General features: G+C 67.9%; 18 protein-coding genes and 2 pseudogenes. 6 read left to right on the plus strand and 14 right to left on the minus strand.

Annotated features, from left to right (window positions below):
• Nucleotides 1-35: 35 nt before the first annotated feature.
• Nucleotides 36-1403: an ABC transporter substrate-binding protein gene (locus ABZ725_RS37400; RefSeq protein ID WP_358806857.1), complete on the minus strand. Its 1368-nt coding sequence runs from the start codon at nt 1401-1403 to the stop codon at nt 36-38.
• 778 nt (nt 1404-2181) lie between these two features.
• On the opposite strand from ABZ725_RS37400, the gene ABZ725_RS37405 reads away from it, so the two are divergent.
• The gene (locus ABZ725_RS37405) at nt 2182-3177 is read left to right on the plus strand and encodes a hydroxyacid dehydrogenase (RefSeq protein WP_358806858.1); all 996 of its coding nucleotides are present in this window, start codon (nt 2182-2184) and stop codon (nt 3175-3177) included.
• 450 nt (nt 3178-3627) lie between these two features.
• A complete protein-coding gene (locus ABZ725_RS37410; RefSeq protein ID WP_358806859.1) occupies nt 3628-5013 on the plus strand; it encodes a hypothetical protein in 1386 nt (461 codons plus the stop codon).
• Between the two features lie 78 nt (nt 5014-5091).
• Here the strand turns inward: ABZ725_RS37410 and ABZ725_RS37415 are convergent, their stop codons facing one another.
• The 7 genes and pseudogenes from ABZ725_RS37415 to ABZ725_RS37445 all read right to left on the minus strand — a co-directional run bounded on the left by ABZ725_RS37415 (nt 5092) and on the right by ABZ725_RS37445 (nt 15272).
• On the minus strand, nt 5092-5763 hold the full coding sequence (locus ABZ725_RS37415) for a response regulator transcription factor (RefSeq protein WP_358806860.1): 672 nt from the start codon (nt 5761-5763) through the stop codon (nt 5092-5094).
• 26 nt (nt 5764-5789) lie between these two features.
• Nucleotides 5790-6965: a sensor histidine kinase gene (locus ABZ725_RS37420; RefSeq protein ID WP_358806861.1), complete on the minus strand. Its 1176-nt coding sequence runs from the start codon at nt 6963-6965 to the stop codon at nt 5790-5792.
• Nucleotides 6966-7045: 80 nt separating this feature from the next.
• The gene (locus ABZ725_RS37425) at nt 7046-9241 is read right to left on the minus strand and encodes an MMPL family transporter (RefSeq protein WP_358806862.1); all 2196 of its coding nucleotides are present in this window, start codon (nt 9239-9241) and stop codon (nt 7046-7048) included.
• A 168-nt stretch (nt 9242-9409) separates the two neighbouring features.
• The gene (locus ABZ725_RS37430) at nt 9410-11410 is read right to left on the minus strand and encodes a DHA2 family efflux MFS transporter permease subunit (protein WP_358806863.1); all 2001 of its coding nucleotides are present in this window, start codon (nt 11408-11410) and stop codon (nt 9410-9412) included.
• Nucleotides 11411-11525: 115 nt separating this feature from the next.
• Nucleotides 11526-12472 (minus strand): annotated as a pseudogene (locus tag ABZ725_RS37435) (MBL fold metallo-hydrolase).
• 487 nt (nt 12473-12959) lie between these two features.
• Nucleotides 12960-13917, minus strand: a pseudogene (locus tag ABZ725_RS37440) (PDR/VanB family oxidoreductase).
• A gap of 377 nt (nt 13918-14294) precedes the next feature.
• Nucleotides 14295-15272: an alpha/beta hydrolase gene (locus ABZ725_RS37445; protein ID WP_358806864.1), complete on the minus strand. Its 978-nt coding sequence runs from the start codon at nt 15270-15272 to the stop codon at nt 14295-14297.
• A 169-nt stretch (nt 15273-15441) separates the two neighbouring features.
• On the opposite strand from ABZ725_RS37445, the gene ABZ725_RS37450 reads away from it, so the two are divergent.
• The gene (locus ABZ725_RS37450) at nt 15442-17784 is read left to right on the plus strand and encodes a LuxR C-terminal-related transcriptional regulator (RefSeq protein WP_358806865.1); all 2343 of its coding nucleotides are present in this window, start codon (nt 15442-15444) and stop codon (nt 17782-17784) included.
• Between the two features lie 224 nt (nt 17785-18008).
• On the opposite strand, the gene ABZ725_RS37455 is transcribed toward ABZ725_RS37450, so the two are convergent.
• From ABZ725_RS37455 to ABZ725_RS37470, 4 genes are all read right to left on the minus strand, one after another.
• Complete coding sequence (locus ABZ725_RS37455; RefSeq protein ID WP_358806866.1) at nt 18009-18419, minus strand: Rid family hydrolase; 411 nt, start codon at nt 18417-18419, stop codon at nt 18009-18011.
• A gap of 18 nt (nt 18420-18437) precedes the next feature.
• The gene (locus tag ABZ725_RS37460; protein ID WP_358806867.1) at nt 18438-19760 is read right to left on the minus strand and encodes an LLM class flavin-dependent oxidoreductase; all 1323 of its coding nucleotides are present in this window, start codon (nt 19758-19760) and stop codon (nt 18438-18440) included.
• Nucleotides 19761-19762: 2 nt separating this feature from the next.
• The gene (locus ABZ725_RS37465; protein WP_358806868.1) at nt 19763-20611 is read right to left on the minus strand and encodes an alpha/beta hydrolase; all 849 of its coding nucleotides are present in this window, start codon (nt 20609-20611) and stop codon (nt 19763-19765) included.
• A gap of 172 nt (nt 20612-20783) precedes the next feature.
• Nucleotides 20784-21257 carry an oxidoreductase C-terminal domain-containing protein gene (locus tag ABZ725_RS37470; RefSeq protein WP_358806869.1) on the minus strand — a complete coding sequence of 158 codons (474 nt, stop codon included), beginning with the start codon at nt 21255-21257 and terminating at the stop codon, nt 20784-20786.
• Nucleotides 21258-21508: 251 nt separating this feature from the next.
• Here ABZ725_RS37470 and ABZ725_RS37475 point away from each other — a divergent pair, with 251 nt between their 5' ends.
• Nucleotides 21509-22081, plus strand: coding sequence for an XRE family transcriptional regulator (locus ABZ725_RS37475; RefSeq protein WP_358806870.1), 573 nt, complete (start codon nt 21509-21511; stop codon nt 22079-22081).
• 88 nt (nt 22082-22169) lie between these two features.
• Here ABZ725_RS37475 and ABZ725_RS37480 read toward each other — a convergent pair whose 3' ends face one another.
• Both ABZ725_RS37480 and ABZ725_RS37485 read right to left on the minus strand, forming a co-directional pair.
• Nucleotides 22170-22505 carry an aldehyde dehydrogenase family protein gene (locus tag ABZ725_RS37480; protein ID WP_358807036.1) on the minus strand — a complete coding sequence of 112 codons (336 nt, stop codon included), beginning with the start codon at nt 22503-22505 and terminating at the stop codon, nt 22170-22172.
• Nucleotides 22506-22537: 32 nt separating this feature from the next.
• Nucleotides 22538-23254 (minus strand): IclR family transcriptional regulator, encoded by a 717-nt coding sequence (locus ABZ725_RS37485; protein ID WP_358806871.1) that lies wholly within the window; start codon nt 23252-23254, stop codon nt 22538-22540.
• A 185-nt stretch (nt 23255-23439) separates the two neighbouring features.
• Between ABZ725_RS37485 and ABZ725_RS37490 the strand changes: the two genes are divergently transcribed.
• Complete coding sequence (locus ABZ725_RS37490; protein ID WP_358806872.1) at nt 23440-24603, plus strand: homogentisate 1,2-dioxygenase; 1164 nt, start codon at nt 23440-23442, stop codon at nt 24601-24603.
• Entirely contained in the window at nt 24600-25739 is a 1140-nt protein-coding gene (locus ABZ725_RS37495; protein WP_358806873.1) for an alpha/beta hydrolase, read from the plus strand. The genes ABZ725_RS37490 and ABZ725_RS37495 overlap by 4 nt, the downstream gene beginning before the upstream one ends.
• Nucleotides 25740-25769 lie beyond the last annotated feature (30 nt).

Raw genomic sequence — 25769 nt, forward strand, 5'->3', positions numbered from 1 at the left:
GCGGGCGGCACCGAGGCCACCCGCAGCCACGCGAACTAGCCGGAGAGACCGAACACCCTGACGGAGTTCACGGTGTTGGACCCGTCACCGAGGTAAGTGACGCCCTTCTTGGTGGCCCACGTGGTCCCGACGTAGAAGATCGGCGCGTCCCACGCGTTCTCCACCGCGAAAGCGTTGACCGCCTTGAACCGCGCGGCCGCCCGTGCCGGGTCCGATTCGCTGCCGGCCTCACCCATGAGCTGGGTGAGCTGAGCGTCCTTGCTGCCGAACGGGTTGAGGAAACCGAGCTCGGAGAAGTTGTCGGAGGCCGCGCGCGCAGTGGTGTTGAGTCCGTCGATGAAGAAGAACATCGGGTACTGCTTCGAGGTCACCGCCGAGATGGTGTTCTGCGGCGGAACGGGCTCCCACTTCACCTTGATACCGATGTCGGCCAGGGACTGGCTGATGGTCGGTTCGAAGGGCTTGGCGAACGCCAGGCTCGGCATCGTCACGGAGAACCCGTTCGGGTATCCGGCCTCGGCCATCAGCCGCTTGGCTTCGGCCGGGTCGTAGGGGTAGGTCTGCTCCAGCCCGGCGTCGTAGGCGTCGCCCTTGGGGTTGAAGAGTTGCGCGGAAGGCTGTCCGGCCCCCTGCAGGATCTGCTTGACGATCTTTTCGCGGTCGAAGGCCATGTTGATCGCTTGCCGCACCTTGGGCTCCGCGAGCGGCTTGAGGAGTTTGCCCTCCCGGTCGGCCAGGACCAGGTTCCCGATCGCGGTGGCGTTGACGCGCTTGATCTGGAAGCCCGCCGCCTTGACCTTGCCGGCCTGCTGCGCCGGCACGGTGGCGGCGTCGACCTCGTGGGTCTGCAGGGCGTTGAGCGAGGCAGTGGGGTCGGCCAGCACGCGGATCCTGAGCGTCTGGAACGGGTAGGCCTTGGCGTTCCAGTAGTCCGACCGCTTCTTCAGTACGTAAGTCGATCCGTTGACGGTCGACTTGTCCAGCACGTACGGCCCCGAGCCGACCGGGTTCAACGTGGTGCGCTTCTGGTCCAGCGTGGCCGGATCCCCGATGACGCCGGCCGCCTGCGCGAGCGAGGAGAGCAGTGAGGCATCCGGCGTCCGCAACCTCAGCACGACGGTGAGGTCGGCGGGACCCTCGATGGACTCGATGGACGCCAGCTTGCCCTGCTGCTGGCCCGGCGTTTCCCGGGTGCGGTCGAGGGACGCCTTCACCGCGGCCGCGTTCACCGGTGCCCCGGTGCTGAACTCCATGCCCTCGCGCAGCTTCAGCGTGAGCGTCCGCCCGGCGTCCGAGTACTGCCAAGTCTGCGCGGCGTTGGGCCGCAGCGCGCCCTTGTTGTCGATGGCCAGCAGCGTGTCGAAAAGAGAGTTCCAGATGTAGCCCTGCTGGCCTTCCGACAACTGCGCCGGGTCCAGGGACTTCGGAGGGGTCTGGACAGCGATGGAGAGCGATGTCGCGTGCGACGGGGACGAGCTGTCCGTCGTCCCGCCGGAACATGCTGCCGACGCCGACAGCATCGCCGTCGCTGCCGTGCAGGCCAGCGCATGCGGCCACGGCCGTGAGCGGGCAGATCGAATGTGCGTCACATGGACCCCCTTGTCCCATACAGGCTGGAGTTGGCGCACCGATGACGACCGAATGGCCAGGCACGTCGGCCAGGCGGCTCATACGCATCACGCTCACTGCCGCAGCCTGTGCAGCCCACGCAAGGAGCGTTAATGTTTAACACTCGGTCTGTTTTCGTGGTGGAACGTACGGGCGGCGGAGAAGAGGTGGCTAGAGGCGTGCACGGCTCGTTATCGGACCGTTACCTTCCCGTGGACGCCAGGCGTGACACTGGGCGTTCAAACCTGATACGGGGGTGTTGACGATGAACGCGGCGCCCCTTACGGTGCGTTTGTTGTTCATGAATGCAAGCAGTGTTCACACTTCAGAACAGCTCCTCCCGTAATCCAACCTGACGGACCACCACGCCCCGCAGCCTTCCTCCCAGGGCTTCGGGAGACCGCCGTAGTGGAGACCGGGGCGGTACAGACGCGCCCACCAGCCGACCCAGTGCGTCGCGACGAGCAACGCCTACTGCCTGTCGTCGCACACATGCCTGACGGCATACGGAGCAGGCCCGGACCGCCTGTCCCGACTGCTCCCAGCCATCATCAGCACGGATCAGGAGTCGCCATGCCCACCGCGGTGTTCGCTCTAGCTCCGCAGTTCCTGTCGGCACTTTTCCCACCGCAGGTGCTGAACCACCTGCGAGAAGTGGTCCGTGTTAACCCCGAACTCACGGTGTCGAGCTTCACCGACCCGGCGACAGCAGACGCCCTGGCGGGGGCGGAGATACTGATCACCGGGTGGGGATGCCCTCCTCTGGATGAGACAGCTCTTGCCGCGTCGCCCAAGCTGAAGACGGTGCTGCACACGGCAGGCAGTATCCGCGGCCTGGTGACCGACGCCTGCTGGGAGCGCGGCGTTCAGGTGTCGAGCGCGGCCGAGCCGAATGCCCTGCCAGTCGCGGAATACACCCTTGCCGCGATCCTCTTCACCGGCAAGGACGCGTTCGGCCTGCGCGAGCGCTACCGCACGGAACCGATCCGCGGCGTGATGGCGCTGCCCGAACTGGGCAACAACGGCCGCCGAGTCGGTGTCATCGGCGCTTCGCGCATCGGGCGGCGCTTGCTGGATCTGCTCCGCCCGTTCGACTTGGCCGTAACCCTGTACGACCCGTATGTCACGGCCGCAGAAGCCTCCGAACTCGGCGCCACTCTCCTGCCCCTGGACGAACTGCTGCGTGACAGTGACGTCGTCACGATGCACGCCCCTGATCTGCCGAGCACCTATCGGATGTTGGACAGGCGCCGACTGGCCCTCATTCCCGACGGAGGTGTGCTGATCAACACGGCCCGCGGAACGCTGGTCGACCCCGAGGCGCTGACGGAAGAGCTGGTCTCCGGGCGTCTCAGAGCGGTGCTGGACGTCACCGAACCGGAGCCGCTTCCCACGGACTCGCCGCTGCACCAACTGCCGAACGTGTTCCTCACCCCTCACATCTCCGGCTCGGGGGGCAACGAGTTGCGGCGGCTCGGCCAGGGGGTGGTCGACGAAGCGGTGCGGATCACGAAGGGTCTGCCGCTCGCCCATCCCGTCCGCCGTACGGACCTGGACCGTATCGCCTGACCTCTGTCCTGGGGCGAACGGGCAGTCACGACATCCGACCACCCAGAGCTTGGTGAGAGGGGAATCCGCTTCATGCGCAAGGACGAATCGAGATGTGAGAGCACAGCACGAGGCCGTACCGACGGACAAGTCCCGACTGGGCCGCAGCGACGCGCCGTGCTTGCCGGTGCGGCACTCGGGCTCGCCGGAGCCGCCACCGCGTACGCGTCGTCGGCGCAGGCCGCAGACACGGCGCGCGGGTCGGGCGGCAGCGGTACGGCCGGAGGTCGGGACGACCTGCCCGATCCCCTCGCCTCTGTTCTGACCGCGTGGGCCAAGGCGCCTTCGACACATCCGCTCCTTGGTGACTGGCGCCGGGCGGGCTACCGTCGTGGACAGTCCGGGCCTCGGGCACCGGGGCGCGTCGTCCAGGCGGATGCCCTCGGTATCGCGCCGGACCGCGCCCGGGACGTGAGCGGTCGACTCCAGGCCGCGCTGGATGATCTGGGGGCTTCGGGCGGCGGGGTGCTGAAACTCCGTCCCGGCCGCTATGTGCTCGACAATCCGTTGTTCATCCGCGATTCGAAGATCCTCCTGTCGGGAGCCGGCAGGCACCGGACCACCCTGTTCTTCTCTCGGCCACTCGAGGAGACCATCGGACGTGCCTACTTGGGCAACCAGAGCGTCTGGTCGTGGACCGGCGGCCAGGTGTTCATCGCCGGACGGGAGCGCCTCGCTGCCTCCAGAGCCGGGAACTGGCAGGGCTCGGAGGGATGGCTGCCCGGTGAGACCTTGTGCACCGTCGCTCCGGCCTCCCGGGGCGCGGAGGTCCTCCTCGTCGACGACACGAAGGGGATCACGCCGGGAAGCATGGTGCTCCTGGAGGTGGACGACCCGCCGAGCCCTGACAACCGGCTGCTTCGCGAGATCGCGGGCGACGTCGTCGGAGCCGGCGACTACGACTGGGCGACCAGGTCACCCAGATTGAACGGCAGCACCTGGGCCTGGCCCGTCGTGATCACCAAGGTGCTCTCGTCACGCACCGTGCGGATCGAGCAGCCACTGCGACTCACCATCCACCGCGGAACGCCGGCCCGCCTGCGCGACCTCGGGCCGACCATCCACGACAGCGGCGTGGAGGGACTGACCATCGAGAACAAGCTGCTGCCCCAGACCGTCCACAACATCAACCCCGGCTCCAACGGGGTCTGCTTCCAAGCGGTTCATGACTGCTGGGCCCGGGATGTCCACGTTCTCAACGCGGATGTGGCGTTCGGGATGACGGCTGCCAAGTCGTGCACCCTGTCCGGCATCTCCGCCGGAGGGCGGTCACTGCACCACTTCACCATCACCAGGGACGAGTCTCACGACAACCTGATCGAGGACTTCGTCCTCCAGGACTTCACCGTTCCCGCGGTCCCAGGGGCCTATCTGCACGGCATCAGTGTCGAGGCCCTCTCCAGCGGCAACGTGTGGCGCCGCGGCACCCTGCACACCGGCACGTTCGACTCGCACCGCGCGCTGCCCTTCGAGAACCTCCGCACGGACATCACCCTGGTCAACAAGAACTCCGTGGTCGGCGGCGCGATGGACGCGGGCCCCTTCTTCGGCGCGCGGACCGTGCACTGGGGGATCAACGTCACCACCGACCAGAACTACGCCTTGGACATCACCGACATCGCGCCACGCTCGCTGACCGCGGGGATCACGGGAGCGTCCCAGACCGGATCACAGCTGCCGAGACGCGGCATCGACTTCGTCGGCGACCTGGAGTCCGAACGCCTGGCTTTCGGCACAGATCTAGGGCGCGGACGAGATCTGCTCGACATTCAGCGCAGGCTCCTTCCCCAGAGATAGAGCCTCAGAAGGACCGGGGGTCGGTCAGCCGTACGGCGCAGTACCGCCAGGGTGCGGTCCGGTTCCGTTCCGCGCTCCCTACTTCGTGCCTGGCCGGACCAGGCCGGTCTCGTAGGCGATCACCACGAGCTGGGCGCGGTCGCGGGCCCCGAGTTTGGCCATGGCCCGGTTGGCGTGTGTCTTCACCGTGACCGGAGCGACGAAGAGCCGTCGGGCGATCTCGTCGTTGGACAGGCCCGAGCCGATCCACGTCACCACCTCGCGCTCCCTGGGCGTCAGCGTGGCCAGTCGGTCCGGGTCGGTAAGGCCGCCGGAGGTCGGAGAGGCGAGGAAGCGGGCGATTAGACCCTTGGTCGCGACCGGGGAGAGGAGGGCCTCTCCGGCGGCTACCACGCGGAGGGCGTCGAGGAGTTGGGCGGGTTCGATGCCCTTGCCGAGGAAGCCACTGGCTCCGGCGCGCAACGCCTCGACGACGAGCTCGTCGACCTCGTAGGTGGTCAGGACGACCACCTTCACTCCGGCGAGGTCCTCGTCCTGTCCGATGAGCCGGGTGGCCTCGATGCCGTCGACCTCCGGCATCCGGATGTCCATCAGCACCACGTCCGCCCGCTCGCTGCGGGCCAGTTCCACCGCTTCCCGGCCGTTGGCCGCCTCCGCGACGACCTCCATGTCCGGCTGGGCTTCGATGAGCAGCCGGAAGGTGCCGCGCAGCAGGGCCTGGTCGTCGGCGAGCAGGACGCGAATCTTCATCGGAGGCCTTTCGGGGCAAGGGGCCTTCAGGAGCCGCTCGGAGCAAGGGTGAGGGGAAGTTCGGCCAGCACGCGAAAGCCGCCGTCGGCCCTGGGTCCGGCGGTGAGCGTGCCTCCGATCGCGGTGGCACGCTCACGCATGCCGATCAGGCCGTGGCCGGTGCCGGGGCCCCGGCTGCCACGGGGGCGGCCGTCGTCTGTCACCGTGATCCGCAGCGCCTCCGCACGGTAGTCCAGGGCCACACGGACCTGGGTCGCCGCCGCATGCTTGTGCGCGTTGGTGAGCGCTTCCTGGATGATGCGATAGGCAGCCAGGTCGATGGTGGGCGCCACTGGTGTCGCCCGACCGGTGCACACCAGCCCTACGGGCAGGCCGCCCGTACGGAAGGAGCTGACCAGCGCGCCCAGATCTGCGAGGCCCGGAATGGGCCCTAGCGAGTCAGGGGCGTCGTCCGGCTGGCGCAGCAGACCGACGGTGGCCCGCAGTTCGTCGAGCGCGCAGCGGCTGGTCTCCTTGATGTGCGCGAGCGCCTGGTACGCCCGGTCCGGATCAGTGCGCATGAGGTGGTGGGCGACACCCGCCTGGGCGTTGACCAGGGTGATGTGGTGGGCGACGACGTCATGCAGCTCACGGGCGATGCGGATGCGCTCCTGGGTGACCCGATGGCGGGCCTCCTCCTCCCGGGTGCGTTCGGCGCGTTCGGCGCGGGCCTCGACCTCGGCGAGGCGGAGACGGCGGCTGCGCACGGCATCGCCGAACGCGGTGGCCGCGATCGCAAGATCGAACCGCACCAGAGCGTCACCGGACGAGAGCGGCACGGAATGGACGATTGCGTAGACCACAGTGATGGCGACGGTCGCGGCGAGCCCGGTGATCCAAGCGGTGCGCCGAGTGCCCCGGGTGGCGAGGGTGTAGAGCGCGACCAGGCTCGCCGCCGGGGCCAGGGAGAAGTCCGGTGTGTTGGCCATATGGACGAGGTCGATCCCGAGAGTGACCAGGACGACCGCGAACGGCCACCTGCTGCGCACGATCAGGGGCGCGCACGACAGAGCCGTCCACAGGCTTCCCGCGAGCCGAGGCCAGTGCCAGCCCGACATATCGACGGCGGTCGCCGCAGCACCGACCAGAACCAGCACCAGCGCCGGTAGCACGTCCCGGACCCGGTCATGGCGATCCCACCAACGCCGAGCCACGTCTCTCACCTTCGCTCCTTCACCGTACGCAGCGCGGGCCGGCGGCGGCTGCGCCCCACCGACCGGCCCGTTCAGTCTGTCGACCAGCCTCAGTCGCGGATCCCGGCCCACTCAGGCTCCCGCAGCACGCGCTGCGCCGGAACCGGTTCGTCCTCCTCCGGGCCCTCCACCGACACCCGAGGCAGCGCCCGTTCCAGGCCGCGCGGCAACCACCAGTTGGCCCGCCCGCACAGATGCATGAGCGCGGGGACGACGACCATGCGGATCAGCAGCGCGTCCAGGGCGACGGCCACCGCCAGGCTCAGCCCGAACTCCGAGATCACCCGCATCCCACCGAAAACGAAGGAGCCGAAGACGCAGAACATAATGGCGGCGGCGACTGCGATCACCTGCCCCGTCTCGCCCTGCCCGACCCGCACGGCACGCCGGTTGTCTCCGGTGCGGGCCCATTCCTCACGCATCCTGCTGACCAGGAAGACCTGGTAGTCCATGGACAGCCCGAACATCACACCGATGACCAGGATCGGCACGAACGACTCGATGGGACCGCCCGATCCTAGCCCGAGCAGGCCGACACCGAAGCCGTACTGGAAAACCAGGATGATCGTGCCGAAGGCGACGCCGATGCTCAGCACGTTCAGCAGTGCGCCGATCGCGGGGATCAGCAGGCTGCGGAAGGCCACGGTCAGCAGCACGAAGCCGAGAATGGCGATCACCAGCAGGAACACCGGCAGCTTGCCCATCAGCACTGACGCGAAGTCGTCGCTGCTCGCGGTGGTACCGCCGACGTAGACCTTCATCGACGTGCCCTGCTCCACCGGCGGGATCACGTCCGAGCGCAGGTGGTCGATGAGCTCGGAGGTCGCCTCGGACTGTGGGGAGGTGGTCGGCACGACGCTGATCACTCCGACGGTCTGCCCGTCGCTCATCGGGGCCGCGGCCACGCTCGCCACGCCGTCGGTCTTCTCCAGGGCCGTGACCAGCTTGGTCACGGCCGTCCTGTCGGCGGCGGTGGGGGCCTCAACAGCCAGAACAAGGGGCCCGTTGTGGCCGGGGCCGAAACCGTCCGCGAGCATGTCGTACGCCTGCCGGTTGGTCGACGATGTCGGCAGGTTGCCGTCGTCGGACGAGCCCAGGCGCAGGGTGAGCGTCGGCAGCGCGACGGCCGCCAGCGCCGCGAGGGCGATCAGCCCGAAGACCTTGGGACGAGCCTGCACCCGCTCGGCCCATCGGCCCCACGGGCCGCCCGCGTCCGAGGCCGGTCGATCGTCGTCGGCGAGCTGCCGGCGCTGCTTACGGCTAAGGATCTTCACTCCGATGAAGCCGAGCAGGGCCGGCAGCAGGGTGATGGCGGACAGGACGGTCAGAACGACGGTGATGGCGGCGCCGAGGGCCATGCCGTTCAGGATGCCGAGGCCCAGCGTGAGCATGCCAAGCAGGGCGATGACGACCGTCAGCCCGGCGAAGACGACCGCACGACCGGAGGTGTTGAGGGCCTTCGCCGTCGAGTCGCCGACGCTCATTCCCGCCATCAGGTTGCCGCGGTGGCGGTGGACGATGAACAGCGCGTAGTCGATGCCGACGCCCAGGCCGATGAGCGACCCCAGGGTGAGGGTGGTGTCGGGCAGGGTGACGACATGAGTCAGCAGCATCACGGTGAGCGCGCCGGTGCCGACACCGGCCAAGGCCGTGATGATGGGCAGCACCGCCACCCACACCGCCCGGAAGACCAGCAGCAGGATGACGAAGGCCAGCACGATACCGAGGCCCTCGGTGGCCGGGTTCGAGGACGGGGTGACCGAGAAGGCCTGCCCGTTCAGTGCGATGTGCACTGTTGCGGACTCCGGGGCCGTCGCGAGATCCTGTACGTGATCGGCCTGTGCGTCAGTGCTGCCTTGGTCGAAAGTGACGGTGGCGTACGCCGTCGCGCCGTCCTTGCTGATCTGCGTCGCACCTGCGCCTGTGTAGGGGCTGACCACGGAGGCCACGCCCGGCGCGTCCGCGATCCCGTCGAGCGCGTCGGCCATCTCCTTCTCGACCGCGGCGTCGCTGACCTTGCCGCCGTCGACCTGCCAGACGACCCGGCCGCTCTCCCCTGCGGCACTGCTCGCGGACCTCTGCAGGAGGGCGATCGCCTTCGCCGAGTCGGTGTCCTGCGCGGTGGAACTGTTGCCGAACTTCGCACCGGCCACCCCGATCCCAGCCCCCAGGACGAGCAGTGCGCCCACCCAGACCAAGACGACGAGGAGCCGGTGCCGATGGCACCAGTAGGCAAGAGATGACATCGACGAGCCTTTCGGAGGTGCGTCACACGATCACGCCGGCGGTCCCCGGCGTGCCTCCATGCTTCCGGCCGCGAGATCTCTCGTCGTTGGCCGAACGCAGACACTTGCGTCTACTGCGATCGCAGTAGACGTCCGGTGGCGGAAATACTGTTCTCTCCATCGAGATGGTCATTGGCAAGTTCGGGGAATAGCGGTACTCATGAAACGTTCCGCGCCCCATTGGTGACCTGTCGCGGGTGATACCAACCTCGCGACGGGCGGACCGCTCCGCCTTCCGATGCCAACACAGGGAGTCCCATGCACGCGAGAACCACAGGCCCAACCTGGCGTTGCATCGATTCCCGCCCGCAGCAGCCGAGTTGTCAACTTTCTAGTCCGCTGAAGAGCCCCGTCGACCGATGGTCCGCCGGCTTCCGCTCGGCTCCTGACGTGTGCCACATCCAGCATGCTTCCCGGAACCTGCAGGGGGTTGACCGGGCACATCTGCCGGTGTCGAAAGTGAGGAACCGGAGCTGCGGAGGAATTCTGGTCCGCCGGCATCACGGTCCGGTCGCCCTCACGTTTCGGGAGGCCCGTACCTGACCTGGTGCGTCGCATCGCGGCAGCCGCCAGGGTGGCCAGTAGCAGAACCGCGATCAGTGGGATCAGGGTTTCCTTCGCCGCCTGGGTGAGTCCGCCGCGAAGGGCCTGTTCGGCGAGTTGCTGCCCTTGGTGGGCCAGGGGCTGGGGCAGATTCAAGGGGATCTCGGCGGTGCCGCCGCCGCCCGCCTGGCTGTCTTCGGCGGCCCGGCGCATGCCTTCCAGGAAGACCTGTCTGTAGCCGGGCGGCAGCCGTTCGGCCGCAGTCCTCGCCGCGTCGTCCACGGACGTGGCGATGCGCGCCTGCAGCAGGACGCCGATGGTCGCGCTGCCCACGACCGCTCCCATCTGGCGGGCGGTGAAGAAGACGCCGGAGGCGGCACCGCGGAGCTCCGGGCGGACCGAGCCCATCGCGATGCTGTTCACGGGAACGAGGACGAAACCCATGCCGAGTCCGGTCAGCAGCAGCCCGGGGACGAGCTGCCAGGGCGGGAGGTCGGCGGATGCCTGCAGTGCGACGACGCCCAGGCCGAGTGCCATGCCGAACAGGCCTGAGATCACCAGGTACTTGCCGTTAACCCGGTCCGAAAGGCGGCCGACGAACGGTCCCAGCAGTCCGGACAACAGCGCCATCGGCGCGGTGAGCAGTCCGGCGTCGGTAGGAGACAGACCGAGCGCGGACTGCGTGTAGATGACCAGAGGCAGGAACATGCCGGTCATCGCGAAGCCGATCGCCGCTGTGGTGAGGCTGCTCGCGGAGAAGTTCCGGTCCTCGAAGAGGCGCAGGGGCACCAGGGGCTCGTCGCGGTTGAACCGCTGCCAGATCACGAAGGCGACGAGCAGGGCCACTCCCGCGGCGATGACCTCGAACACGGTGATCGGGCCGAGGAGTTCGCCCCAGTCGTACTGCTTGCCGTTCTGCACTCCGAACACGATCAGGAACAGACCGGCACCGGACAGTGCGATACCCGGCGCGTCGAAGCGGTGCGCGTGGCCGGGACGCACGTCCGGCACCACGCGCAGGCTCAGGGCCAGGGCCGCGACGCCGACCACGACGTTGACATAGAAGATCCACTCCCAGCCGAGGCCGTCCAACAGCACGCCGCCGAGCAGTGGCCCGGTGACGGTGGCCAGGCCGGAGACCCCGCCCAGGATGCCCATCGCCCGGCCGCGGTTGTTGTCCGGGAAGAGATGCGTGATGAGGGTGAGGGTCTGCGGGGTCAGCAGCGCAGCACCCAGGCCCTGCGCGGCGCGGGCCGTGATCAGCGTTTCGACAGTGACGGAGAGGGCTGCGGCCAGGGAGGCGGCGGTGAAAACCGTGAGTCCCGCGACGAACACCCGTTTGGGGCCGTAGCGGTCACCGAGCCGGCTGGTGAAGAGCATGAGGACCGCGTAGGTGAGCAGGTAAGCGCTGGTCACCCAGACCACGGAGTTGAGGCCGGTGTTCAGGCTACGGACCATGGTCGGCACGGCCACGGACACGATCGAGGTGTCCACCACGATCATGAACAGGCCGAGGGAGAGGGCGGCCAGCGCGGCCCAGGGGTTGGTGGAGCGGGCCGTACGTCCGCTCGTGGATATGTCACTCATCGCGTAGTCGGCCTCATGTGTGGTGGGTCCGGTCGGGCCGCGGCGGGTCCAGGGGCGAACGCGAGGCTCGGGTTCGCCCTTGGACCCGGTGCGGGATGGTCCGCGTTTCAGCCCGTCAGTAGCGGACCGCCCCGTAGTCGATCGGCTCGGCGGGGTACGTCGCGGCGCGGCGGCCGAGGCCCCTCATGCGTTCGCGCATCTCGTCGGCGGGGAGGTGGTGCAGGTCGCCGTGGCCCGGCAGGACCCACTCGAACGTCAGCTCCTCGGCCCCGCGGGACACCGACTCAGCAAGCGTTTTGATCGAGTCGTAGACGACGCTGTGGGCGACTTCGAGGGTCTGCTGGCCGTTCGACCAGAAGAACGCGTCGCCGGTGAAGCAGTACTTCTCGTCCGCGATGAAGAGCGTGCTGCCCTGGGTGTGCCCGGGGAAAGGGTGGGCGATGACGCCCGGCCCGATCTCGACCGGCTCGGTGCCGCGGATGATGTGGTCGGCGGAGGGCAGCGAGTGCAGGTCGCCCTCGTGGATCCACAGCCGGGCGCCGAAGGCGTCGGCGTACTTGCGGGCGTGGGCGACATGGTCGAGGTGGGTGACGAGTACGTCGGTGACCTTACCGACCTTCTCCTCGTAGCGACGGGCGAGTGCGGGCCGCCAGCGCGGGGTGTCGATCATCATCGCGGTGCCGTCGGGGCGGCGCACGAGGTAGGAGGTGGCGCCGTAGGTCTGCGGGGAGGCGTGCCCGCAGAGCCAGACGACCTCGTCCTCGTCCAGCGGTTTCGGGTACGGGTCCGAGTCTGCGTCCCACTGGTCGGCCGGCCGGCCGGCGGGTGGACGGAACGGGTCGGGCAGGCGTGCGCCGCCATGTACAGCTTCTCGATGTCGGCCTCGGTCTCGGGCTGACGGATGACGGTCGACAGACCGCCGTACTCGCCACCCTCCTTGAAGCCGATCATGCCGGGGGCGATCTGACGGGCGATGTTGCAGTTCAAGCAACGGTCGTCGACGAACCAGCCGTCTCCCGCGTCCGCCGCCTGGGCTTCGGTTTCCGCTCGGGTGGTGCTCATGAACTCCACTCTCCTGTGAGGGGAACGCCCGGCGATCGGGCGATCGATCCGGTGTCACCGAGGACTTCGGGGGTACGGGCCCATGCCGTACGTCACCCGGCAGTCGCCGACCGGTTGAGATGGTGTTGAAGAAGGTTTCGATGCACTGCCATGCGTGGGGTGGGGCCCGTGCCGGTCACGCGGAGGAGCGGGTCAGTGGGTGTGGGCCGATCTCCGCGTCGTTCAGGAAGGAGCGCCTCGATGTCCTGATACACCCGGGCAGCGCCGCACGCATGGTCGCCACACCCGGCCAGGGCCCCCGCCCCTCGGGACGCGCAAGGTACCCCGCCAACCGCCCAGAACCACCAGCCAGAGCACCGACACAACCCAGATCGACAGCTCGAAGAACAGGAACGGACACGAAATCCTCCCGTGGCACAAGGGATCGCTTCGGATGGGAAGCGCTCGGAGGAACTCCGAAGCATTGAGAAGCTCGGTAGGCGATCTGTCACAGATCGAGGACCAGCCGGGGCCCGAGGGAGCGCGAGACGCAGATCATCATCGTCTCGCCGGACTCCCGGTCCTCCTCGCCGAGCACAGAGTCACGGTGGTCGGGCTCACCCTCCAGCACCTCGGTCTCGCAGGTGCCGCAGATGCCCTCGGCGCAGGAGTAGAACACGGAGACCCCAGCCTCTCGCACTGTCTCCAACACGCTTTTCCCGGCAGGCACTTGGAGGGTGCGCCCGGACCGGGAGAGGGTCACCTCGAACGCGGTGGCGCTCGCCGCCGCTTCCTGTTCCTTGGCGTGGAACCGCTCCACACGAAGAGCCCCCGGCGGCCATGCGCGGCACCGCTCCTCGACCGCGGCCAGCAACGGCTCGGGGCCGCAGCAGTAGACCAGGGTGTCGGCGTCCGGCTCGCCGAGGAAACCGCCGAGGTCGAGCAGACCGTGCTCATCGTGCGGACGGACCGTCACCGAGTCGCCGTAAACGGACAGTTCGTCCACAAAAGCCATCGAGGAACGGGTGCGGCCCAAATAACAGCCGCCAGTCCGCCCCGGCAGCCTGCACCGCGGCAATCATCGGCAGCACCGGTGTGATGCCGATACCGCCCGCCACGAACAGGTAGCGTCGGGCCGGCTTGAGGACGAAGCTGTTGCGCGGCGCCCCCGTCCGCACCGATGCACCGGCGTGCAGCTCGCGGTGCACGAACGCCGAGCCGCCGCGGCCCTCCGGCACACGCAGCACACCGATGCGCCAGGCCGAACGGTCGCCTGGTAAGCCGCACAGTGAGTAGCGGCGGACCAGGCCGTTGCCGAGCAGCAGCTCGACATGTGCGCCGGGCTGCCACTCCGGGAGCGGTTCGCCGTCCGGATGACGAAGCGTCAGGACGGCGACACCATCAGCTGCTACGGCCCGTTCCGCGACGACGAGCGAACTCTCGTACCCGGAAGTGTGGTTGCTCAAAGTAGTTTCCCGCTTTCACAGGAGACGGAGCGATACACGCACTACCAGGACCGGCGCACGGGCTGACGCAAGGGATGAGTCAGGTCGTGGATCGCGCGACGGAAGGCAAGGCAACGGACGACGTTTTCCAAGGCGAACGATAGCGTGCACACAGCCCCAGGCATTGCCGAATCGTTATATCCAGGGTCTCGTGAAGCGCGTATTCCAGCCACTTGTTTCTGACCTGCGAGCCTCGAGTCAACCATCGTCACCCAGGGTGATCCGGCCTACGAAGTCGGCACTCGCCCAGTTGCCTTGAATGACCACGCGCGGTGTTCCCTCGTCCCCCGACACCCCCTCGCCTTCCGCTGCCAGGCCTCACACGTGCATTTCCTGCCTCATTCATGGAGTGCGCGACGCAGAACAGCGACCTCTTCGGCCCTTTCCCTCTGGGAGACGTGTGCCGACTGGATGAAGCTGGAGCCGTGAAACGCTCCGGGATACAGGTGAAGTTCAGTGGCAACGCCGGCTTGCGCGAGCTTGGCCGCGTAGGCGATGCCTTCGTCGCGCAGTGGATCGAACTGCATGACGGCGACATACGCCGGCGGGAGTCCTTCCAGGTCCTTGGCCTCGGCCTGTGCGGGCGCGGCATGGATCGGGACGTCGTCGCCGCTGTGGAGACCTCCGAGGTAGTACGTCCAGGCGGCGACGTTGTTGGGCAGATCCCAGAAGGGGGTGTCGACGTAGGCGGTCACACTGGGAGTGTTCATGTGATGGTCGAGCACCGGCACGCCCAGGTACTGGAAGCTGATATCCGGGCCGCCGCGGTCACGCGCCAGCAGGCTCAGCGCCGTCGCCAGATTGCCTCCGGCCGACTGGCCGTGAACGGCTACCCGGGTGGCGTCGATGCCCAGTTCGGCGGCATTTTCGGTCACCCACACCAGACCGCTGTAGCTGTCTTCGAGACCAGTTGGATAGGGATGTTCGGGGGCCAGTCGGTAGTCCACCGATACAACAACCGCCTGCACCTCGCGCACGAGTTCGACAGAGCGTGCGTCGCTCACCGCCAGCGAGCCCATGCAGAACCCACCACCGTGCATGCTGTAGATCAGTGGGAAGGGACCGGTGCCGGACTCGGGGGAATGAATCCGCAGCCACAGGTCGTGAGCGCCCGAGTGAGTGGTCGGCACGTGCACATCGCGTGTGATGACGCCGCTCCGGTCGATCTGCCGGGCCAGCATCTCCTCGGCCGCGACGGCCTTCGCACGGCTGTCGGCGAGGTCACTGACGTTCAGCACGGGGATGATGGCCAGCCCGGCGGTGAGTTCTGGGTCGTAGTTGTGAGACATCAGCGGCTCCTGCTCTTCGATGGTCACTGCCCCACCCTCGCTGGAACACTTGGGGCGGACTGAGTGTCCGCTCGACGGCCGGCAGTGCCCAGCGTGAAACTACGTGTTCCGCTACGTACTCGATGGGCGGCGCCGAGCCGGGCACGGAGCGAATCCGCTGCTTGTGGGGCTGACCGAGTCGACATACGCTGCGGTCGTGGCGCATTCGCGACCTGGCAACCTCCCGGTTGAGCTCACCAGCTTCGTTGGCCGCCGGGACGCCCTCGGCCGGTTGAAGCGGTCACTGGAGGAGCACCGGGCGGTGACGTTGACCGGCACGGGCGGTGTCGGCAAGTCCAAGCTGGCCTTGCATGTGGCGCATCAGACCAGCCGCGCGTTCCCCGACGGCGTGTGGTTCGTCGAGCTGGACGATGTGTCCGACGAGGCGCTGCTGCCCTCCACGGTGCTTGCCGGGGTGGGGCTGCGCGACGACGACCCGACGCCCGTGGAGATCCGGCTCGTCGAGTACTTCCGGCGCAGGCAGGCGCTCCTGCTGCTCGATGGCTGCGACAGGGTCGTCGAGGCGTGCGCGTACCTGGTCAACCGACTCTTGCACTCAGCACCTGGACTGCGCGTCCTGACCACCAGCCGCCGGCCGCTGCGCATCGCGGCAGAGGTCGTCCTGCCCGTCCAGTCCTTGGCGACCCCGGACAGTGTGTCCGGTGATCGGCGTACGACCGAGCTCGCTCGCTTCGACGCGGTTGCGCTGTTCGTCGACCGTGCCGTCGCGGTCCGCTCCGACTTCACCCTGACGGAAGCCCGTGCCGCAGCCGTGGCGCGGATCTGCCACCGCCTCGACGGGCTGCCGATGGCGATCGAGCTCGCGGCCAACCGGGTCGACGTGCTGTCCGTGGAAGTGCTTGCCGAGCGGATCGAGGACGCGTACGGGCTGTTGGTCAGTGCCAAGCGTGGTGCTCCGCCGCGGCAGCGGACGTTGCGGGCGTTGGTGGACTCGAGTTACGAGCTGTGCTCGGCCGATGAACAGCTGCTGTGGGCGCGCTCCGCCGTGTTCACCGGCCGGTTCGACCTGGACGCCGTGACCGCGGTCTGCGCGGGCGGCCCCATCGACGCGGACTCGGTGCTGGATCTCGTCGCCGGGCTCGTCGACAAGTCGGTCCTCACCCGCGACGAGCACCCTGGTGGATCCTGGTACCGACTGCCCCATTTGCTGCGCGACTACGCGCGCGAGCAGCTCATCGAGCCGCAGGAGTGGAGCCGGTTGCGGCAGCGGCATGCCCAGTGGTGCCTCTCGATGGGGGAACAGACGGCTGTACGGCTGCTCACGCCGGGAATCGGTAACTGGGTGGATCAGGTCCGCGGCAACCACGCGAACATCCGTAGCGCTCTGGAGTTCTGCCTCGGACCGGAGTGCGACCCCCCGATGGCACTCCGACTGGCCGCTGTCCTGAGGTACTACTGGATCATCGCGGGTCGGGTCGGCGAGGGCCGAGCCTGGCTTGATCGCGGTCTGCGCGTCCATACTGCCCCCACTTCAGAACGCGCCGCCGCACTGGGGACGGCCGCCTACCTGGCGGTCATCGACGGCTATCGCGAAGGCAGAGAGATGCTGAGCGCCGCCCGCGCCATCGAAGAGCTGCTGGCCGACCCGGTACTCGGCGGGGACCTCGACTTCGTCGACAGCCTGATCGCCCTGCAGCACGGCGACCTCACCACCGCACGGGTCCGCCTGGAGACGGCCCTGGAGAAGACCCGGAGTACGCATGATCCAATGGGCGCGTCGAGCGCCCTGGGCATGCTCTCGCTCGTCTGCGTGTGGAGCGGTGACACCGCCGACGCACAGGCTCATGCCGACGAGTACCTGCAGACCACGGAGGGCGACACCTGGGGTCGTGCCTTCATCGACTGGACCGTGGCGCTCAACGAAGCACAAAACGGTGCCCCGGCCAGGGCACTTGCCGCGCAGCGTACCTGCGCGACCCTCCTGCGGAGCTTGGACGATCAGTTCGGCATGGCGCTGTGCCTGCAGAGCGCTCCGCTGATCCTCGCCTCCGACGGTCGCCACCATGAGGCGGCACTTCTCCTGGGCGCCCAGGCCTCCCACTCGGTCTTCAGGACTCCGATCATGGACAGCTACCGTGCCCAGTGCGCCGCCACCGTCGAAGACGCCCTCGGGTCCCGGCTGTTCGACGAACTGACCGCGCAAGGGCAAGGGTTTTCACTGGAGCAGGCGATCGGCCTCATCCTGGAACGGCCCACGGCAGGGGAGATCTCCCCGGTCGCGGATCGCACGGAAGCGCTGTCGAGGCGTGAATGGGAAGTCGCGGACCTGATCGCTCAGGGACGCACCAACAAGGACATCGCCGCCTCCCTCGTGATCTCCGCACGGACCGCCGAAGGCCACGTGCAGCACATCCTCGCCAAGCTGGACTTCTCTTCCCGCGCCCAGATCGCGGTGTGGATGACCGAGCGACGCGGAAGCACTCGGCGAACGTACGGCGACCACATACCGCGTTCTCACAGCGAGAACGGCGCAAGGTGAGGCGGAGTGTCACCGGACGACCGCCCACGGCCCGGCCTGCCATCTGCCGCCGGTGCCCGTCGATCATCCGTCCGGGGACCGTGCCACAGCGGGGACAAGGTGCCCGGCCTTCACGGACGTATGCCGTGTCGCTCCCCCGGTGGGCACGACGCCCTCAACCACCGCAGTCCCCTCAAGCCACTGGAACAGCCCGAGGATTCAGGTGGTTGAGGGCGTGCTGAAGCTCACCGACCAGTTTCCGGGTGCCGCTCGACAAGGATGGCGCCGCGGCGCGCCCAGGCCTCGAACTCGACCTTCATCCTCGGGTCGGCCAGACCCCCTATAGTCAGGGCGCCGCCGGCCGGCCGCGGTCTCGGCAGGAGTTCGTGGAGCAACTTGTCCATCCCCTCCATGTGCTCGCGCTCCGAGACGTACGGGCGGAAGTAGACGATCTCCGACAGGCTGCTGCCGGCCTGAGCCAGGAGTTCGGACAGCGTGCCGATCGCGGTGCGCACCTGTGTCTCCAGGTCGTCCGAGATCGCACCTGCGGCGTCGTGCCCACCGATGCCGCTGATGAGCACCCAGTCTCCGTCGGTGACGGAGTGCGAGAACGGATGCGGAGGTTCGGGAGTGCGGTTCGTGTACCAGACGGTCATTGAGTTCCTCCTGTGGGGTCAGCCGGTCTGAGCCGGCGGCCAGGGCTCGACTCGGGCGTCGACGCCGTCCAGGTCTGCCTTGGTGACGTCGATCAGGTAGCCGTCACGCGCCGCGGTCGGGGCCGGCGCGTCCTTGCGGCGCTTCACCGCGTACTCCAGGTTCGTGGTGTATCCGGGGAGTTCGGTGCCGGCCGACAGCGGTTTGCCGCTCGGACGGAAGTGCGGGAGGACCTGCTCGGCGAAGAGGCCGAGCGACTTGTCCACCATCCAGCGGGGCTTGATCCCGTTGGACACGCTCATGATGATCCGGCCGGCTCCGAGCTCCTCGACGGCCTCGGAGAGCCTCGCCGTGACCGTCTCCGGCGACCCGGAGATCAGCCAACGGTTCTCCAGGAGGTCGTCATACGTCATCTCCGTGATCGGAGTGGACCGGTAGCCGCCGCTGCGCGCTGCCCGAAGAGAAGCCACCGAGACATATCCCGGGGGGAAGTTGTCGTGCGAGACCGAGCGGAAGTAGTTCTGGTAGTTCCACAGTTCCAGTGCCTCCACCTCGCGTCGCGCGGTCTTGTCGGTCTCGGCGACGTGGACGCTGATCACCGCCGCGCTCTGGCGCGGGTCGGGCTCGTACCCGGCCTCCCGGCACAGCTCGCGGAAGCGCTCCAGCGTCTTGACCATCGAAGGCCAGGGTGCGAGCGCGTTCTGGTATGTGTACCTCCGCTCAGCGGCCAGCTTCAGGGTCTCCAGCGACCCGCCCCCCGGCATGATGAACTCGAGGTCGTGCATCGGCCTCGGCCACAGGTTGACGTAGGGGATGTTGAAGTATTTCCCCTGCCATTCGAAGGGCCCGGGATCGCGCAACGCCTTGACCAGCAGGTCGTGTGCCTCCCTGTGGCGTTCCCGCGCGGTCGCCGGGTTGATGCCGGTGGAGTGGTGCTGCATGCCGTGTCCCATCGGAAAGCCGACCATCAGCCGGCCCTTCGACATCGTGTCGACCATGGCGATCTCCTCCGCCAGGCGCACCGGGTTCTGATAGGCGTTCAGCAGCGGTCCGTTGACAACGATCTTGATCCGCTCTGTGCGCGCTGCCAGCCACGCACCTGCAAGCATCGGGTTGCCCAGCAGACCGATGGGACCGTTGTGCTGCTCGCTGAAGACCGCGCCGTCCAGGCCGTAGCGTTCGAGTGACGCGAGCAGCTCCAGCTGCGTCTCCATGACGCGCTGGCCCTCAATGGGGTCGTAGTGCGAGTTGGGCAGGTCGATGTAGTTCGACTTGCGCTTGCCCGCGTACGGAACGTTCGGATACGTGTTGTCGACGAATCCGAGGAACTCGACCTCGCTCATGATCAGGCCTCCAGACGGGCGTTGCGGTTCACGTGCTCGGTGATCGCGGCCACGGTGTCACCGGGCTGCTCCATGAAAACCATGTGGCCGGACGGCTCCCCCGAGGGACCGGAAATCCGCAGGTGCTTGGCACCCGGGATCAGGTCCGCGTACCGGGCGGACATTCCTGTGCCGACGACGCGGTCGTCGTCCACGCCGACGCACAAGGTGGGCGCGGCGATCCGGGAGAGCCGGGTGTCGAGCTTGAGGTCGTAGCGGGGGTTCCACATGAGGAGTGCGCCAGTGGACTCCTCCTGGTAGGCCTGGATCCCGTCTTCGGGCTCGCCCTGCTGCACGAGCTGGTCCAGGTAGCGTTCGGCGCGACCGTTGAACAGGGCCGACGCAGCCTCCTCAGGGGTCCACCGGAAAACATCGATCAACGGAGCGCCGAGCAGCCTGAGTCCGGTCGGAGTGACCAGGGTGAGCGACTTGAAGCGCTGCGGGTAGTAGACGGCCAGGTTGGCGGCGAGCCAGCCGCCCAGGGAGTTCCCGACCAGGTGGAAGTCCGTGAGGCCGAGCTGTGAGAAGAAGGCGTCGTAGTGCAGGACCCAGTCTTCCCACCTGTCCATCTCGGGCCCGCGCGGGGTGTCCCCGAAACCGGGGTGCTCGGGGGCGACGACGTCGAAATGCTTTGCGAGTTCCTGGTGGAACGGGAGCCAGGAGCGGGTATTGCCCCCTCCGTGCAGATAGACGAGGGTTTCACCCTCCCCTGCTCGTCGGTACGCGGTCGGGACACCCTGGACGTCAACGACGGTGGGCTGAGTCCAGTACTTCCAAGTGCGCCCGGAGAACGCTTCTGCGGGACTTTCCATTGTGGTTCTCCCTGTCGCTAACAGCCTCAAGGAATGCGGTCGGATGGCAGAAAATCGTTGTGTCTCACGGCTGCGAGGACCGCAGCCGGTCTTTCGACCTGTCAGGCGGCAACGGCCTTGAGCTGGAGCTCAGGGGCCGCGGCCTCGGCGTGAGCGAGGAGAGCGTGGACGCTTAGCAGCCTGGGGCGGTCCGGTAGTCAGCCGGCCGGTCGACGGACTCGACCGCCGCCAGTCGCTCGGCCCGGAACACTGCGACATCGAACCGGCCGGCGTCCGGATCACCAAGCGTCACGGTGACTTCGTGGGCGTGTGCCAGACCCGCAGTCCGCGGCCGGAGCGTCTTCTGGCCTCTCCAGAACCAGGGCAGTGCCGGGTAGGCGCCTCGTGCACCGTCGACGATGTCACGCCCCACGTGATCGGCTTGGCCCGTAACGTTCTGTATCGACTTCAGGCACTGTCGGGCCCTTGTGTGCGTGCTCGGCAAACGAGCACAGTCGCCGGTCGCATCGATCCGGTCGGCGGCTGTGCGTCGCGTCTCATCCACGATGATCTCGTCACTGGCGACCAGCCCAGCGGCTTCGGTCAGTTCGCCACACACGGCGCCGCCTCCGCATACACGGATGACCCCTACCACTCCGTTGGCCACTACGACTCCCTGTCCTCCCCTGTGTCCGCGAGAGTGGCGATCACCCTCAGGAGCGTTGACTATAAGAGTATCAATGTACGCGGAAAAGAAACAGTGCTGCGCGGTTTGACAACGATCACAGCCGCTTCCTCAGATCGTTGCACCCCGCACGCGCCTGAAGCAGCGGACGCCATGGCCGTCCGAGTCGGCACGGCGAGGAGCCGAGCAAACCAGAGCACTCAACTCGCGAGAGCACATGGAATGATGACTGCATGACTGATCACCTCGCCGCACTGGCCATCAACGTGCGCAGGCTGCGGGAGACACGCGGCCTCTCACTGGCTCAGCTCGGCGAACAGGCCGGTATCGCGAAGGCGACGCTCTTCAAGATCGAGCAGGAGCGGACCAATCCGACGCTCGAGACCATGGTCGCCATCGCCGACACCTTCGATGTCCCGTTGACGGAATTGCTCACCCCGGCCGAAGCGGCGACCATCGAAGTGATCCGCGCCGGCGAGGGCAAGGACATTTCGGACGACGCATCCGTGGGAAGCGTGCTGCGTCAGCAGGTCATCGGGGCCGGAACCCTGGAGATCCACGCCCAGCGTTTCCTCAAAGGCAAACTGGAGGTTTCCCCCAGCCACGGGCCAGGAGTCCGCGAACACGTCCTCGTCCACAGTGGAAGGATCGAGATCGGTCCGGTCGACAAGGAAGTCGTACTCGACGAGGGAGATTACGCGACGTTTCTGGCCGACCAGCCGCACCGGTGGCATGCCGTGGACGGGGACGCGTCGATCTGGATCATGGCGATCTATCCGCGTGCGGCCACCTTCAACGAGACCTGACACGCGCGCCTCTACGCGCTGGGGTCCACCGAACCGGGCGGCCCCTCGGCCTCTGCACAGCGGGCCGCCCTCCATCGACAGACACCGCTCAGGCTTCGGGTGCCCGGAATGCCAGCCGTCGGGACAAGGCGGGTAGGTGGGATCCGGCCGGATCCCACGCCCACGGTGCCGTGGCGTCCACGAGGGTGGACATGTTGATGAACACCGTGCCAGACCGGACGGCGCGGGCCGTCCGACAAGCACTGACGATGCCAGGTGTCCACACGGAGTCCGCAAGGCCGTACTCGCTGCCGTTGACGCGAGCGATGGCGTCGGCCTCATCGTCGAGGGGGGCTGGGCGAGGACCGACGCCAAGATCTCCTCGCGGGCGACGCGCATGTCGGTGAAAACGGTCGGCCGACAGAAGAACCCCTGACCGACCAATCGGTGCGTCAACGGTTCAGGTTCAGCAGACGACTACACCCCCACTGCCCCCACGAGCAGCTTGGTGATCCGCTCGGCGGACTCCGCCAGGGGATGCGCATGATCGGTGAAGCCCGGCGTGCGGGTGGTCGGCACGATGACCGCCAGGCTGGCGACCACCGAGCCGTCGCCGTCGCGCACCGGCACCGCCAAACCGTAGGCGCCGACGCGCAGTTCGTCGTGGGTGACCGCATAGCCCAGCGCACGCACCTCCGCCAGGCGCCGAGCGATCCGCTCCGGTTCCTCAGCACGTGCGACGAGGGCCTCGCGCTCCGGCTCGCCGAGGAAGGCCAGCAGCGCCAGGCCGCTGGCACCGAGGGTGATCGGGTGGCGGTAGCCCAGCTCGTACTGGACACGGACGAGGTGCTGCGAGCCGGCCACCTGCTCGACGATCACCACCTGGTCGTCCTCGCGGACCGCGAGCACGAGCGTCTCGCGCAGCCTGTCCGAGAGATCGGCCATCACCCCCCTGGCGACCGACCGCAGTTCCGGTTCGAACTGGCCGGCCATCCTCATGAGCGCAGCACCGAGCGCGTACCGGTCACCGCGCTTGAGGACGAACCCGCGCCCTTGCAGCGTAGCCAGCAGCCGGTGCACGACCGTGCGGTTCATACCGGTGGCCCGGGCGAGTTCGACAGGAGTCTGCGCACCCAGATCGGCGATCCGAAGCAGCAGGACCAGCGCCTGATCCGCGGTCTTGGAGATCTCCATCGCTGCCCTTTCGAACATGGCGTGTCGTAAAACGAACCATAGCCCGGACGACAGTCGGCACGCTGCGGCCGACCTTCCAGTGAATCCTCACTTGTTGACAAAACGTTCGCGACGAACGCACGATTACGGGCGAATAATCGAACTCATGCGTTCGTTTAACGAACCAGAGCCGAGAGTTGGATCACGTGCCTTACTTCATGCGCCTGGGCGAGACGCCCCGCACCCGCCACACCCGGTTCCACCGGCCCGACGGGGTCCTCTACCGCGAGGAGCTGATGGGCGAGGAGGGCTTCGTTTCGGATTCCTCGCTCCTGTACCACCGGGAGGCGCCGACCGACGTGGTCACGGTGGAGGCGGTCGAGGGCGCCCGGCCTCAGCTGGCGACGAACTTCCCCCTCAAGCCGTGGCACCTGCGCCCGCACGGCCTCGCGGGCAAGGGTGACCTGGTCCGCGACCGGCATGTGCTGCTGGGCAATGACGACGTGGTCATGGCGTACGCCGTCGCCGACGCGCCCTCGCCGCTCTACCGCAATGCCACCGGCGCCGAGCTGGTCTACATCGAGGCGGGATCGGGACGGCTCGAGTCGGTGTTCGGCACCCTGGAGGTCGGCAAGGGCGACTACGTGATCGTGCCCACCGGCACCACCCATCGCTGGGTGCCGGCCGACGGCGACACACTGCACGCCGTGGTCTTCGAAGCGTCCGGACACGTCGGGCCGCCCAAGCGCTACCTCTCGCAGGCCGGCCAGTTCCTGGAGACCGCCCCTTACTGCGAGATCGACCTGCGGCGACCCGAGGGTCCGCTGCTCGCCGAGGGCACCGATGTCGAGGTCCTGGTGCGCAATCGGGACGGCGTCACGCGCTATGTGCACGCGACCCATCCGTTCGACGTGGTGGGCTGGTTCGGCTGTCTTTATCCGTACGCGTTCAACATCGCCGACTTCTCGCCGGTCACCGGCTCCCTGCACCGGCCGCCGCCGGTGCACCAGACCTTCGAAGGGCCGGGTTTCGTGATCTGTTCCTTCGTGCCCCGGCTGTTCGACTACCACCCCGACGCGGTGGCCGTCCCGCCGTTCCACGCCAATGTCGACTCCGACGAGGTGCTGTTCTACGCCGAGGGCAGCTTCATGAGCCGCAAGGGCACCGGCATCGCCCAGGGTTCGGTGTCCCTGCACCCCGCCGGCTTCATCCATGGCCCGCACCCCGGCAGCGTCGAGGCCGGGCTCGGCGTCCAGCGGACCGAGGAGACCGCGGTCATGCTCGACACCTACCGGCCGCTGCGTCTGGGCTCGGCCGCCATCGACTGCGCGGACGCCGACTATCTGAGCACCTGGCGGGTCCGGCGATGAGCATCGATCGTGAGCTGCTGGCGGTGCCGATGCGCACCCCCGCCTCCGCGAACGAGATCTACTCCGGGGTGGCCCGGATGGCTGGGGTGCTGTGGTGCACCCGGCATCGGGCACGGCCGGGCGGAATCGCCCGCACCGCGGTGATCGCCGTCCACCCCTCTTCCAACTTCCTCGGTCACTACGCGCTGGGCGCCTTCGCCCGGGCGGGCGTTGACGCGATCGGCATGACCACCCGGTACATCGGCAATGACACGGCTCTGTTGCTGGAGAACTGCGTCGTCGACGTCGGCTCGGTCGTCCGGCATCTGCGGGAGGAGGGCTACGAGCGGATCGTGCTGTTCGGCAACTCCGGAGGCGGGGGCCTCGCCTCGCTCTACCAGAACCAGGCCGAAGACCCCACGATCACTGCCGCGCCGGCCGACGGAGGACCCGACCTGACTCGGGCCGACCTGCCCGCCGCCGACGCGCTCGTCCTCGCGATGGCCCACCCCGGCCGGGCCCAGTTGCTCGCCGAGTGGCTGGACCCCGCCGTCCGCAGCGAACAGGACCCCTTCGACCGCGATCCCGACCTGGACATGTTCGACGCCCGGAACGGACCGCCGTACACACCGGAGTTCCTGCGCCGCTACCGCGCGGCGCAAGTCGCACGCAGCGAGGCGATCACCGCCTGGGCCGAGAAGAAGCTGGCCGAACTGGGCGAGCGCGGGATCGCGGACATGCCGTTCCTGGTGCACGGCGTCTGCGCGGACCCCCGGTTCCTGGACCTGTCGCTGGACCCGTCCGACCGCGAGCCGGGGACGCTGTGGGGTGACGCGTGGAACGCGAACTTCCAGCCGGCCGCGCTCGGGCACTACACGACCCTACGCTCATGGCTCTCCCAATGGTCCCTGAGCCGTTCCCACGGCGACGGCCCGGCCAGGCTGCGCACCGTCGACGCCCCCGTGCACGTCGTGTACGGCACCGCCGACCAGGGCTGCTTCCCCTCCCACGCCCGGGCCCTGTACGACGCGGTGCCACACGACCGCAAGGCGCTCACCCCCATCAAGGGCGGCAAGCACTACCTGGTCGACCAGCCGGAGCTCACCGCCCTCATGGTGGACACGCTCCTGGCCTGGCTGGACAACGTGAGGCCATGACCGCCGTACCGCACCATCAACGACACCGGG

Origin of the sequence: Streptomyces sp. NPDC006872 (assembly GCF_040635845.1) — a bacterium.
In the GTDB taxonomy this organism is placed as follows: domain Bacteria; phylum Actinomycetota; class Actinomycetes; order Streptomycetales; family Streptomycetaceae; genus Streptomyces.